8 protein-coding genes are annotated in these 14,316 nt (G+C 54.3%); 6 read left to right on the plus strand and 2 right to left on the minus strand.

Annotation, left to right across the window (positions count from 1 at the left end; all coding sequences use genetic code 11):
* The 3 genes from AABZ39_12300 to AABZ39_12310 all read left to right on the plus strand — a co-directional run.
* Positions 1-726, plus strand: a 726-nt coding sequence (locus tag AABZ39_12300; protein MEK6795555.1) for an FAD-dependent oxidoreductase, incomplete at its 5' end; no start/stop codon positions are given.
* Entirely contained in the window at positions 726-1,778 is a 1,053-nt protein-coding gene (locus tag AABZ39_12305) for a hypothetical protein (GenBank protein MEK6795556.1), read from the plus strand. The genes AABZ39_12300 and AABZ39_12305, both read left to right, overlap by 1 nt.
* Positions 1,779-1,873: 95 nt before the next feature.
* Positions 1,874-4,321, plus strand: a complete 2,448-nt coding sequence (locus AABZ39_12310; protein MEK6795557.1) for a right-handed parallel beta-helix repeat-containing protein — start codon at positions 1,874-1,876, stop codon at positions 4,319-4,321.
* A gap of 37 nt (positions 4,322-4,358) precedes the next feature.
* Here the strand turns inward: AABZ39_12310 and AABZ39_12315 are convergent, their stop codons facing one another.
* Entirely contained in the window at positions 4,359-7,691 is a 3,333-nt protein-coding gene (locus AABZ39_12315; protein ID MEK6795558.1) for a LamG-like jellyroll fold domain-containing protein, read from the minus strand.
* A 247-nt stretch (positions 7,692-7,938) separates the two neighbouring features.
* On the opposite strand from AABZ39_12315, the gene AABZ39_12320 reads away from it, so the two are divergent.
* Together AABZ39_12320 and AABZ39_12325 are read left to right on the plus strand one after the other, a co-directional pair.
* Positions 7,939-9,072 (plus strand): uroporphyrinogen decarboxylase family protein, encoded by a 1,134-nt coding sequence (locus AABZ39_12320; protein MEK6795559.1) that lies wholly within the window; start codon positions 7,939-7,941, stop codon positions 9,070-9,072.
* Between the two features lie 12 nt (positions 9,073-9,084).
* Entirely contained in the window at positions 9,085-10,008 is a 924-nt protein-coding gene (locus tag AABZ39_12325) for a zinc-binding dehydrogenase (GenBank protein ID MEK6795560.1), read from the plus strand.
* Between the two features lie 26 nt (positions 10,009-10,034).
* Here the strand turns inward: AABZ39_12325 and AABZ39_12330 are convergent, their stop codons facing one another.
* Positions 10,035-13,172: a beta-galactosidase gene (locus AABZ39_12330; protein MEK6795561.1), complete on the minus strand. Its 3,138-nt coding sequence runs from the start codon at positions 13,170-13,172 to the stop codon at positions 10,035-10,037.
* Positions 13,173-13,408: 236 nt separating this feature from the next.
* On the opposite strand from AABZ39_12330, the gene AABZ39_12335 reads away from it, so the two are divergent.
* A partial coding sequence (locus AABZ39_12335) for a hypothetical protein (GenBank protein MEK6795562.1) occupies positions 13,409-14,316 on the plus strand: 908 nt, incomplete at its 3' end.

A 14,316-nucleotide genomic window follows, 5' to 3' on the forward strand; every position in this document is an offset into this window, starting at 1 on the left:
GACAGGGTTTTCGCTCGGATGAAAGAGCTGCGCGCACAGGGACAATTCCCGCCATTCATGGACCTTGCGGCAGATTCATACCTGCATGCCCCGCGCTTACACGATGTATCCTATAACATGTGCCCGGTGTCAGGCAATCCCCTCGATGAAGAGGAATTGACGCGGCTCTCTGTTCAGGCACGCCGTCAGGTCGCCGCGTACGCTGAGTTCTGGCGCCGAGAAATGCCCGGTTTCGAAGCGGTCGAAATAGAACAGATGGCGTTCTGGCTCGGTATTCGCGAGTCACGCCGTATCCGCGGACTGAAAACACTCGATGCCTCCATGGTGGTCAACGCGAAAAAACAACCGGATGCCGTCGGTCACGGTTTTTGGATGGTGGACATTCATGACCCGAAAGGGAGCGGACACACGACATGGGCGGATCAGAAAGCGGGGGCTATGCCGCCAGCCGGGGAGAGTTATCATATTCCGCTCGGCATGAGCCTCAACGCACACATCCCCAATCTCGCCGTTGTCGGACGATGCGCATCCGCGACGCATGAGGGTCTTGCATCGGTGCGCGTGCAGACGCATTGCATGGTCATGGGGCAGGGTGTCGGTACCGCCGCGGCGCTGGCCATGCAGGGGAATATCGACATGGCGCATATCGATGCGAAATCTCTGCAGAAGACCCTTATCGCGGACGGGGTATATCTCCATGATATTCCTCCTTGCGGGGAAAAATAATGAGCGGCCTCAATACCGGAATGAATTCACGCGAACGGCTGCGCCGACTTTTCTACCACGAGGAAATGGACAGACCGGCGGTCATAATACGCTGGTGGGGATTTCGTGATGACCCATCGCTTGATGATCTCTATCGGCTGATGACCGAGCGCGCCGACTGGGTCGAACCATGGCATGCATCATCCCTCGTGCACAACGTTCCATGCAGTTCGTGCTCCGACACCGAAGCATCGGAGAATAATTACACGCTGAAAACCGCCGCAGATGCCGAACGATATTTAGAAATGCCGATGCCGGAGGTCGGCGGCAATGTATCCGAATATTTCAGGCTGCGGAAGATGGTGGGTGATCGAGGCATCGTCCTCGCGAACATCGGCAGCAATCCCGGGGGAACGGTGGCGGCGTATTTCGGATCGGAACAATTTGCCCTGCAGTCGGTACTGAATCGGGACATGCTGCACCGGTTGATGCAGCGGGAACTTGCGATAAAACTCAGGCTTGTTGATTTTCTTATCGAACAAGGTGTCGGACCGTATTTCAATTGCTCCGGCCAGGAATATATCACTCCGCCGCTGCATGGGCGCGACGATTTTTTCGATTTCAATGTACGCTATGACAAACCCATATCCGATCGCATACATGATTCGGGAGGACGGCTGAGTGTTCACTGCCACGGCAGCGTGAAGTCAGTGATCGACGGATTCCATGCGCTCGGAGCCGATGTATTTCACTGCTTCGAAGCACCGCCGATGGGAGATATCACACCGTCCGAAGCGAAAGTGGCGCTGAAGGGACGCGTCGCGTTGGAGGGAAATATTCAGATCTCTGATATGTATGAGAAATCTCCAAATGATATTCGCGTCCAGACAGAAGCGCTTATCCGCGACTGCTTTGATGACCACAAAGGTTTGGCGGTAAGCCCGACCGCATCGCCGTTCATGGCGGGAAAAGGCGGCGTGTGTTATCCGCAGTATCTGGCGATGGTGGAGACGGTTATCAATTATAATAGAAAGCAAGCGGGATACAATGCATACACAGCACAACAACGATAATACAAAGCTTTTGCGCGATAGTCGTCCTTTGAAAAATAGGGTATACTTAAAATGAGAATACATCGTTACCAAGTCAGTCGTCGAGGAGTCAATACATGAGACATTGCGCCTGTCTATTCCTCTCCATCGGCATCTTCGCGTTGGCATATGCGGATGATGCGCCTCAATTCCTGTTCAATCCGTATGGCGTACATACCGGGAGCGGTGCGCCGCGTACTGCCTTCTATTTCCCCCGCCCCTGTCCCGGCGGTATTTTTGTGCCTTTTACTGTTACCGATTCAGCTCACTATTATACCGCCGGAGAAGGGACCATTGCTTTTCGCGTTCAGTTGCCGCGTCTGGACCTTCAGGCAGTGGCCAATATCGGCAATATCTGGATATCCGCCCGTGCCAACGGCGAGTGGCATTTCGTATATAAAGGATTCCCTGAGCAGCGTCATATCCTTACGCCCGCCCCTGCGTTATCGCTCATCTACACGATCATCATCGCCTGGCAAAAAGGAAAATACACCTGCTCTGTCAACGGCGAGCCATTTCCCGGAAGCATAACGCTTCCGGCACAGCAATACCCTGAAAGTTTTGCCACGGTCGGACGGCAGAGTTTTGCTTTTTCCGTACTGGGCGCTGTTCTGTTTTCAGGAGCGTTGAGCGCCGCGCGTGTAAAGGAATTATGTCTTATCCCGGAGTGGGATGCGAAGATGCTCGACACGTTCCCTGACGCAACCCTCTATGCGCCTCGATCCGACATCGATGAGACCGAACCGATAGCGGCAGTGTTGGGCGGCGCGCCGGAAAAGGGACGCAGGATACTGGAGCAGTTCGCAGCACGGCAGCGCGAGCTACCCGAACTTCTCTATGTCGATAAGAGCCATCCGCAGGCGAACGATCAAAATCAAGGCGATGCATCTCGACCGTTTGCAACGATAAGCGCCGCGGTCAAAAAAGCGCACGGCAATACCCGCATCATCGTGCGTCGGGGCATGTATCCGGAATCGGTACTTGTGGACAAAGGAGGCATTTGCATTGAAGCACCGCTTGTCATCATGGGTTATCCGGGAGAGGAGAACGATGTCGTATTGACCGGTGCCGACCGCGTGAGAGGCTGGCGCAAAGAGGGCGATCTCTGGGTGAAAGACGGGTTCGAAGCGCACTGGAAGGATTATGCCGAGTACGACCCTCGCTTCCAGAATAATAAGCCGCCGTATACCTATTACAAACGATGGATGCGAAGCTGGTGGGATCACCTCTGGATCAACGGTCAGGACCTTTTACAAGCGGACGATACCGCGAATCTCATTGCGTTAAGCTTTACTATCGACCGCGAGAAAAAAAAGTGCTATGTGAAGCTGCCCGACGGCGTAGACCCGAACACAGCGACGGTAGAAGCATCGATGCGCAGCGCGGGCATAGAGGTACGCGGGAGCTATGTTACCATACGCGGTTTACGCGTCGAAAAATTTCTTTCTGAGGGCGTGCTGATCCGGGGACTGAACGGCATCTATGACTCCATCACGACATGTTTCAACTTTGAGGGCATCACCTTCCGGGGGCACTTCAATATCATCAGAAATGTGCGCGCCTATTACAACGGGAATATGGGGATCTCGACGGGGAACCCTTTTATCGATGCACGCGGGGTTTCCCGAACGCTGCTGGAAGATTGTCACATAGCATATAATAACACCAAGGGCATTACGCTCAGTCACCACGCAGGCGGACTGAAGGTCATGCGCGGCACTGCCGTTGTGGCGCGGCGAATCCGCGCAGAGTTCAATCGCGGTGTAGGAATTTGGTTCGATCATCAAAATATCGATTGCGTGATCGAGCACTGCGTGACTGTACGAAATCACATGGCGGGCATAATGTCCGAAGTGAATCACGGACCCATACTCATACGGAACAATGTCTCGATGGGGAACACAACCGGCATTCTTATCGCCGAAAGCGCAAAGACAACGGCAGCCAACAATACCTGTGTGAATAATATATCCGGCATCGTTATCCGATATTTGGACCGAGACCAGGGGGGAGAGGACTTTTCCCTGCGTGACCTTACGATCTTCAATAACATCATGGCACACAATTCCAAAGTTCAACTCGATGCCTCCGTCTGGGGCACAAGCAGCAAACAGGATCCGCTCAAAGATCCTGTGGCCGAAGGGTATCGCTCGGACTATAACATATTCTGGAATATGAACGACGGAACAGCCACAAACACACCGCCAGCAGCGGTCATCAGCTGGTCGAATCAGCTGTATACGACGCTATCGGACTGGAAGCGATCAGGAACGTGGGAAGAACATTCCCGGGTCATGAACCCCGGCATACGGGGATCGCGCTTTGGCGACATGCTTCCGCTCCCCGATCCGGAAATACTCAATGCAGGATTCTCAGGAAAGTCATCACAAGGCGTCGATCTGTTCTTTCGAACACGCGGCTTCGCTTCGCCGGGCGCTGCCGAACCGCCGCTTTACTTCCCGTGGTTCACACGCACGTATAAGGGCGAGGGTGAAGGTGAGGGCGAGTTCCCGATGCCGGACTAGGAAGCTATCATGGAGCACCGGCGTACGATGTTTTGTGCTACGGACCGACCGTTTCCGACACTTCGAATTCGACTTTATACTTCCATTCCCCGCCAAGCTTTATCTCCCCGCCACCGTCCTTCCGCGAAAGCTTCATGATGCCCTCGGGCCCGGTGATGCCGCCGCCGGAAAAGTCATCGAAGACACGCACGGCAATGACAGCATCACCTGCCTGCACTCTGTCCCCGGGTACTGGATATGCACGCTTGTGCGTCCACCATTGAGCCGTTTTCCCATCAGTAGCGCCGACCTCTTTTCCATTGAAATAGGCGATGTCATAATCATCGACGGTCCCGAGGGAAAGAAGAATATCCTTTCCTTCCCAATCCATTGGTATCGTAACGCGCAGGCGGAACCACACTGCACCGTTGATCATCAATCCCTCCTGCTCCCAGAGACCGGGCAATTTCATTGTTTTCCATGCATCATCATTGTACGATGAGTCGGCATATCCTTCGCCTGCCCCCTTGTTCCCGGGGTCCTTTATACGGTCGCCGCTCTTTGGCGCGAGATATACTTTTTTTGTCGGCGGCCCTGCGCTTGTTATGGGACCTATCATCGGTCCGGTAAGCGGAGTGCTCTTATGAAGATCGAACACGCGCGCATTGACTTCCTTCACCGCCGCATTGAGCAATGGATACGGTTCATCATTGCTGTTGACAAGCCCGTAATTGCCGTTCTCGGAAAGATTCGGCGGCGCTTGCCCGCCGTCGGGATGATCGTCCGTCCACTTATACCAGACGGTGCCGATGCAGAACGGGAGAGAGAACATGGTCTCCTGAAACATCGAGAATGCCTTGCTCCGCGCAGTCTGATCCTTCACGCGCTGTCCCGCGGCGTAGGTGCAGGGCAATCCCGCATCGAGCCCGTGATACGACCACTCGGTTATCATCATCGGGCGCTTCGTCCGCGAACCGATATAGCGCGCGTAGTCGGCTACGCGATATTCGCCGTATCCCGGTATCGGTTCATAGAGATATCCATCATCGACATTCGCATGCGCATACCAGTTTATTGAAACTACATCGCTGTATCTGCCGTAAATATCGTAAAGCTCTTCATAGACATAACTGTTCACGCCGGCGAAACGGCAGCCGAGTATCAGATGGTTGGGGTCGGCCTTGCGTATCGCATGGGTGGTTATCGCAAAATATCTCTCCGCGACAAGCCGTACATAACCGTCCTTATCTTTTTTTACCTGCTCCGCATTGCTCCCGAAAAGCTCCTTCATCGGCGCGATGGCCTCGAATGACGCGATGTCCGCACCCCATGCCTTATTGAACGCACGGATATCGCCGTATTTCCCTTTCAGATACGCGATGAGCGCAAGCTTGGCCGTATGCGTCGGAGGCTTCTTCATCGCATGCTCGAACAATCCGTACGATACCTGATGCCGATACACGCGCTTATCACCGAACCAGCCGAGCTCGTTATCGATGAAATAGCCGATGAGATACGGATCGTTGAAGCGCTCGGTGCGCTGGTCCATGACAATGGCGCAATGCGCCGGGAATTCCGGGTGGAACACGTTCGGGAACGCCATGCCGGGATGAGGGAGATAATTCTCCGGAATGACGATGTTGTATTCATCCCCGATGAAGCTAAACGTATCGCCCATCTTAAGCCATTCGGTGTACGGCATATTCGCTTCCGCAAGCGCTGTCGATTCTATCCCGACAGCGGAAAACCCCCAGTCGTCCATGCGGGATATCACGCTATCCGCCCATTGCCTCGACGACCCGTACTTCGCTTCTCGTACGCGATGCACGGGTGAATACCCGAGCTTGTGGCTTTTGCCGTCATTGAATCGAAGCTGATCGACACTCACGGCGAGAAATCCGTTCCCGTTCGGGTCTATGAACCACCATCTCCCGTCGATATTCTCCGTGCGGAAATAACCGGTCTTTTTTCTCGCTATCTCCGCGATACCCGGGCGTGCATAGGCGCGCGATACCGGCTGTGTCCGCGGCAGAACGCTCTGTGCACGCACCGAAAAATCGCTCACTCGTGCATCGACAGAGCGCGCGAACATCGCAGCCCTGCCCTGTGTTACCGCGGAGCCGGAGAGCGCATACGCCGTTTCCCAGCATACACCCCCGTCCATTTTTTCGCAGCGGCCGCTGACATTGCTCTCGCTTATCGTAATGGAAACACGGTACGGCGTATTCCATTCCCAGGCGAATCCGGGTGTCGCTTTTGTCCGTGTAAGCTTCTGCTCAGAGGGCCAGGAATTATCAAGCCGCATGCCGAGACCGACACTGTGCTTGCTCCCGTCCGGATACGCAAGAAAAAACGTCGTCCAATAATTCTCGCTGTTCAGATATACGGCCGGGCCCATCATTCTCCACGTTGCGCCCGGCGACTCACGCACGGACATGACTGCCGATACGGTCATCTCCGCGCTTTCCTCATCGCGCAGTACGGCGAAGGTATTGTCCGGCGCGGATCTAAGGACAAGGCCTGCTTGTGTCGGCGCCCAGTTGATGCCGGTCAGAAGATATTTCTTTATCAGCGCCTCGCGGTCCGCGTATCGATCGAATCTGTCCGAAAATTCGAATGCTGGTTTCAGCGGGAAGACCGCCGCGCGAATGGACGGTACAACGAAATCGTCCGTGTCCGCTTTCATTATCTGCGCAAGATCACTTTCCGGAAGTACGGAATTGTAGATGCGCACATTATCGATAAAGCCCTTAAACGGGCGCTGACCGTTCAGATTGCCTATCTCTATCTTTGCGCCCGCGGCGGCATCAGCCGGCAGATCGATCTCTGCCGCTGTCTTCACAAGCTTTGCCCCGGTAAATTGATATGCTGAGAATACTTTCGCCGATGAATCGATGCTCACCGCGAAATATACCGGCGCATTCGCAGACGCGGCTATTCTCGGCGAAAGCCATTTCGTCTCATTCTTTGCATTCGCGACAGCACAGGCGAGGTTCCCGCCCTGCGCATATACCTGAAAGAGCGGAGAGCACGATACAATACGCCGCGGGAGATCGTCAACCGCCGACGGATAGATTATGCCGGTAACGGTCACGGCAGTTGCAGAGGCAAGCTCCTTCGCTATTATCGCCACAGCACCGCCGTGGTTGACCGTTTTATCGGCGGCGCTTCCTTTCGTGCGGGTAAGATCGAGGCAGCCATTGATCATGCCCTCCCCGAAGCACGCTTCCTCTCCCGGCACAGGATTTGAGAACAGGCCCGTGCCGCCGATAGTCCCTGTATTCCTGAGCGATCCGTCGAAAAGGAATTCGATCACGGGTCTTGTCTCGGCATGAACAGAAAATGCAACGGCTGCCGACATGATAAGAGCTGCTATTGTTCTCAAGGTCATGGTCCACTCCCGCTGATGACTGTGAATAGTATAGTACACAACCCCGTCGGCATACAATGTACGAAATGAGAAAACCATGGATAAAACGGAACAAATTCAATGAAAACACGCAGGAAATGATCGTTTATCAATGGAGTGTTACCGATGTCAACATGCTGGTAGTCGATAGTGCCGGTTCGGCGTATTCTATGTCCATGAACGGACGATATGTCCGCCATGAAATCAAATCACTCGATCGGGGTGGCATATGACATCGAAAGAACGGATGATAGCGGCGATGAACAATCAGGAACCGGATATGGTGCCGGTGGCGCCCGACATGTCGAATATGATACCCTGCCGACTCACCGGAAAACCGTTTTGGGACATCTATCTGTTCCAGGAGATCCCGTTATGGAAAGCGTATATCAATGCGGTAAAGCATTTCGGGTTCGACGGCTGGCTTCCCGCCGTGCCCGTCGAATTCGACTACGAACGCGAATGGCGGCTTTCGCGACCGCAATGGGCAGAGGCGATAGTGCTCCGCACACCCGAGCGCATCTACACGCGCATGCATGCGACCATCGACGGGAAGATGCAATGGTCGAACACGGCGAACGTGTATTATATCGATAATCCCCCGACACTGAATGTCTCCCTTGAGCAGATCGAACTTACACCCGCAGCGCCGACCGACTATGAGGATGTAGTGCGAAAAACGACCTATGAAGGCCTTTCGGCATTTCATGAGGCTAAGCGTCTTATGGGAGAGGATGGGGTAGTCGGCATATCCGCGTGGCTGCCGGGAATATCGGTGAAAGAAAGCAACGTGTATGAATATTATGACGACAAGATATCGTTCATCGAACGATGCGACAAGATACGTGAATCTCAGGTAAAACGGACAAAGGCGATACTCGAGGCAAAACCCGATTTTCTTTTTCTCGGCCAATCCGGTCATATGATCATGAACCCTGAACCGATATTCCGCGATCTGTCGCTCAACACACTTAAGGACGTCACCCGTCTCGCCAGTGAGGCGGGGATACCGTCGCAGGTGCACTGCTGCGGGCCGGAATACGAGTTCGTAAAAATAGCCGCGAACGAAAGCGAACTCTCAAGCATCAATCCGCTGGAAATACCGCCGATGGGCGACTGCGATCTTTCCGCTGTGAAAAAAGAATTCGGCTCGCAGATAAGTCTTATGGGAAATATTCACACGACCGACGTCATGCTCCGCGGATCGGTTGACGATGTCAAGCGTGAATGCAGGAAAGCGATGGATGACGCAGCAACGGGCGGCGGATTTATTCTCTCCACGGGAGACCAATGCGGACGCGACACCCCCGACGAGAACATCTATGCGATGATAGAAACGGCCCGCATCCACGGCACATACTGAGAGGGAACGATCATGAGAACAGAATCCGCAAACTATGACGAGAACGGGAAGATAACCATAAAAGAGAAAGAGATCGGCGATGTCGGTCCCGGAGAACTTCTTGTGGAAGGCGGCATATGCGGGATCTGTTCATGGGATATCGCGACCTGCAGATCAGGAAAAAAAATGGAAGTACCCGCGCCCCCGGGACATGAAGCCGTAGGTTTTGTGAAAGAGATGGGCCCCGGCGTGAAGGGTTTTGAGGTCGGTGATATAGTCGCGGGCGGCGGGTTTTCAAGCCTGAGAAAAATACCAGCGCTCGCGAGCCGGAAAATCCCGAAAACAAGCCTTTCGCTTGAGCATTGGCTCGCAGAGCCGGTGACCTGCGTCGTCAACGGTATCGACCATTGTTCAGTAAAACCCGGGGACAGGATCGTCATGATCGGCACCGGTTTCATGGGTTTGCTCATGCTGCAAGGCTTGAAAAAATCCCCTGCCGATACGATCATCGCGGTGGATATTGATGACGCGAAACTTGCACGGGCGAAGGAATTCGGCGCAGATGAAGTATACAACAGAAGCTGCGCTCATCTTGCGGAAACGTTAGCGGCAATGGAGATAGACACCGTTATCGAAACATCAGGGAGTAAAAGCGGCCTTGAACTGGCAGGCATCATCGTCAAAAAAGGCGGAACGATCAATCTCTTCGGCTGGCTCAAGCAAACGGTTGAATTCAATTTCTCGAATTGGCATATGAAAGGACTTACCGTGATCAATGCCTCGCCGTCGGCGGCAAAACGGGAATTGTATATCCCCGCGATACGGCTCATCGCAAATGGGGTTTTCGATACATCAGCGCTTATCACGCATCGTGTTCCTCTGCATTCGTATCCGGAATTGATGAAGACCATTATTGCCGGAGATGCCACCTATATGAAAGGGATCGTTGCGCTTTAGCTCGACAGGCACAGCGCGAACGTACCCTATTCCCTCAGACGGAACAGCCGAGTCTCCCCGCGCTTAATGGGCAGCGTCATATGCGGTCCCGTTCCTGCGATCTCTCCGGTCATGACATCGTACACAGGTCCATCGTGGCCCATATTGATATCCAGCGGGCCATCCTCAGCCGCATGCAGTGCCACGAACGGTCCGTTGGCGTAGACATTGCAGTCTACTTGGGTGTAGAGATGGCATCCTGCCGCACGCGCCGCGATACGCATAAGCTCCGGCGTGAGGCCGGGCACGCCCACAAAGAGCGATATTCCGTTCGATGTACGCCGCATCGCAATGGCAGCCGATCCGTCCGGGTATACGGCAAGTGTTTCCTCCGGTTTGGCATCAGCCGCCGTAAAGAACGGCTTTATCGGTGCATTGACGCCGAACGCACGGATAAGCCCGAGCTTGCGCCCCGCATCGGTCGGTTCGGCAAATGCTTTCATCTCCCGGTTAAGTTCATCGAGCTCATTGGGCCCTCCTGAAAACAGCTTAAACCCGCCAGTGCCGCTCGCAACACGAACGGCGATGATGTTTTTTCCTTCTTTCAACTTCACTCGAAAGCTGTGATTCTGTATCCCTAATGATGCCGCACCATTCCCCTTGGCCAAGGTATCAAAAACACTTTCCCCGTTCACCCACCACTGCATCCACCAGTCGGCACCGGCATTGAACTGAACGGTTCGTTCCGTCGATGATTCCACTTCAGCGAACGCATACGCGCTCAAACCGTCCTTTGGTATCACTGCGAATATTTTTGCATAATCGAAATTCCCGTTCGTAGCGACAATGCGCGTCTCTTCACGATGCGTTCCGATGCGAAGTGTATCCGGAATGTGTGCCAGATCGGCATTGTCCGGCGTACCGTCAGCTTTTGAGAACGGCCCGAAGACATGCCAGCGCTCCGGCCATTGCAGCGGGTCGCGCTCGGTGGTAGAAGCCATTACCCGCTTTGCCTGAACGAGTGAAAACCCGGTCAATTCACGCATCGCTTCCGGTGAAGTCCGGTTCCCGTCGATATATCCGGGTGCATAACACCATACTCGCGTGCTCCCGGCAATCGCTTTCATAAGCCCGCGGCGTTCTTCCGCGGTAAGCACCCACGGTGTCATGAGAACATACAGTTTCGCCGGCACACGCCCGGCGATCACATCGTCCATGAGGTATTGGCCATAGGGGACGCCTATTCGACCGATAGCAGCGCGCGATTCGTAGACACCGGGGCGCCCGACAATATCCGCACCTGCGGCAAGATGCATCATGCTGCTTTCGTTGATGACCACGGCTGCCGACGGACGGAACGGCATGGACTTATTCATCATCGGCTCTTCCACCGCACGCATACGCGCGACGATATCCCAAATCTTCGGATCATTGAACTGACCTTCCGCGCTGAGGTCCACCCACCACTGTGCGAAATTGCGAAGCGAGGCCTGGGATAGATTACGCATGATAATCGCTAACGATTCTTCAACACTGTTCGCCCGCACTTTCCAGACGGGATGATCATCGCGGACAGGCGCCAGATGCGTTGCCGTATCGTCCTCATTCAGATACATTTTCCCTGCTAATGAGATGCTTTCGGCTGCCGTCATTACCGTGGAGCTCCCGCCCAAAGCGCGGTCCTGATATGACATCGGCGAGCAGAGTATATCGATATCCGGTGACGAAAGTACATGACGCATCTTATAATGACCGGATGAGCCGGGACCCAAACGCGAGTAGCCCCATTCAAAACTGTAGCCATAATAAAACAGCGAAAGCTTTTTCCCTTTTGTTGACGTTCGTACGACGCGGGCAAAATCGAGTATGCAATCGGCCATCATCTGGCTCTGGAATTCGGTGAAATCGATGACGGCGCGTTCGGTTTTCGGATCGCGAAATATCCCTCCGGGCGATGCGCGGCGATCTCCGGATGTCGGCACTGCCGCAGAAACGATCGCTGCATCCGGAATGCTCCACGCAGCTCGAAGGGCTCTATCCGTGCCGTAGCGGGCAGTAAGCCAGTCGTGCCATGCGGCAAGTTCAGGAAGTGAGTATCCGTTCAATGCGCTGGTGGCTTCGGGAAAATACCATTCATGCGTTCCCTGCCCCGTCGGATGATATCCCGCGGCATGCTCGCCGAAACGTTCTTCCACATGGGTAATGAGCGCGGTGAGATGCTTCGCCGCATCGGCGCGGTATTTTTTTGAGGCAACACAGGCGTATGAACGCAAGTCGCGGGCCTGCGCTCGCTCACCCTCCCAGCGCATCATCTCATTGGGGTTCGCCTTCACCCACCACTCCGGGGGATTATTCACTTTAATGCGCGGAATTAAGAGCGCATTCGGATTTGCCTCGAGTATGATCTTGAAAAGGTTATCATATCCATTAAAATCCGGTTGTTTGCCCGGTTCGGGCCACGGCAAAGTCGTTTCAAAAGACACCATGTCGACACCGGCAGTAGCGGCAAGCTTTACCTGCGAGATAAAAAGGTCCAACGATCCGGCAAGCGTATTCCAGCTTACCGGACGGGTGAATCGAATATTGACCTTCTGTTCTGGTTCTGCGCGAGCCCAGAACTCCACGCGATACTGATGCCCGCCCTCGATCGATAACTTTTCATGATGAATATTGAAGGCAGGCCATTTCCCATTCGGCGGGTCCTTCAGCGTTATCTTTAACCCGCCCGAGCCGTCGCGCCCCGCACCGGGCACCACCGCCACCGTGCCGACCGTGTTCTGCGCATCGGTGGGCCAGAACTTCCATTCGCGGGTGAAGGATTCCTGCCCCTGTTCAAAATCGCTCAGGGCTATCACTTCGCGTCCGGTCTCAACATCGGTTACGCGTATATCGTCAAGGATGATCTCACTCGCCTTATTTCCGAAGGTGAACACCATCATGCCGCGGTCGGGCTCGGAGTACATGGCGAATACGGTCCCGGATATCGACTTGCCTGCGCCGAATGCGAACGGCATGGAATGTTGCGGGTCGCCGTAAAAGATGCGGCTGCGTATGGGGCTGCCGTTCTTCAGGATGCGCGGTACTCCGGATGTTTGATCTACGCGCATGGTCAGCGCCGCGAGTCTTTCAGGAAAAACGATAGTGAATGCAAGGAGTAGGATGCCGCAAATGATCTGTTTCAGCATTATCCCTCCGGAATGATCTCCTTCCGATGTTGCGGAATATCGTCCCGTTCACTATACGCTGTCGCGGCTGATGCGTCAATATCGAATAATGACAAAGTGAGCACGAAAATGATGTCTCTACATACCATAACAGCGCTGCCATGCCGTACGATATTTTTTCAAACATCTTGCCTTTTGTCCGTCTTCTCAGTAGATTATGTCCGACGAAACACCTTGGGCTTTGGGAGCTGGACGGCATGAACATTTCTTCGAAAGAGAGGAATGTCCTCAGAACACTTGCGGGGAGGGTGCGGGAGATATCGACGCTCCCCGTGATGGCAGAGCGCAGACGGCTCTGGTACCGGCACAATGCGCTCAAGGGCGAACGCCCGCTTGTGCTGTCGTTCCCCGAGGGTGCATGGGATGAGATAGCCCCCGCTTCACTATGCGAGTGCGAGGATGCGCTGTTGCGGGGATGGGAGTATTCGCTCCGACAGCGCATCTATATGCATGAGGTCATCAACGACGACAATGTCATCGAACCGTTCCTCGATATTGAATTCGGCATGTGGCGCGGCGATGTGGGCTTTCCGGCAAAGCATACGCATGGCGCTAACCGCGGGAGCTTTGTCTGGGAGCCGCCGATAAAGGATCTTGCGAAGGATATCCCGCGTCTGAAACCCTGTGATTTCACCTTCGATAAAGCTGCATGGCAAAGGAAATTCGAGATCGCTCACGATATCGTCGGCGACATCATCACGCCGCGTCCATGGTCGAAATTCATGCTCTCGATGTCCGCCCCGCCGCGTGCGGTGCATCTCCTCGGTGTGGAATACTATTCACTTGCGATGTACGATGTTCCGGAATTGCTCCACGAGCTTATGCGTTTTCTCATGAACGAGGATGCGCGCTACATCGAATATCTTGAGCATGAAGGTTTGCTCTGGCTCAATAATGGCGATGATTATGTCGGTTCGGGCGGTATTGCGTATACGGACGAACTCCCGCAGAAAGACCATCGCCCGGGAATGCCGGTGCGTCTCCGCGACGTATGGGGGAGCGCGCAGGCGCAGGATACGCTCGGCATATCGCCCGACATGTTCAGGGAATTCATCCTCCCCTACCAACAATCGTTGATGGAACGCTTCGGTCTTTCCTCATACGG

This window comes from Spirochaetota bacterium (assembly GCA_038043445.1).
Lineage (GTDB): Bacteria > Spirochaetota > Brachyspiria > Brachyspirales > JACRPF01 > JBBTBY01.

Coding starts and splice junctions, on each gene's coding strand:
- AABZ39_12305 (MEK6795556.1), top strand. CDS start 726: ATGAGCGGCCTCAATACCGGAATGAATTCACGCGAACGGCTGCGCCGA.
- AABZ39_12310 (MEK6795557.1), top strand. CDS start 1,874: ATGAGACATTGCGCCTGTCTATTCCTCTCCATCGGCATCTTCGCGTTG.
- AABZ39_12315 (MEK6795558.1), bottom strand. CDS start 7,691: ATGACCTTGAGAACAATAGCAGCTCTTATCATGTCGGCAGCCGTTGCA.
- AABZ39_12320 (MEK6795559.1), top strand. CDS start 7,939: ATGACATCGAAAGAACGGATGATAGCGGCGATGAACAATCAGGAACCG.
- AABZ39_12325 (MEK6795560.1), top strand. CDS start 9,085: ATGAGAACAGAATCCGCAAACTATGACGAGAACGGGAAGATAACCATA.
- AABZ39_12330 (MEK6795561.1), bottom strand. CDS start 13,172: ATGCTGAAACAGATCATTTGCGGCATCCTACTCCTTGCATTCACTATC.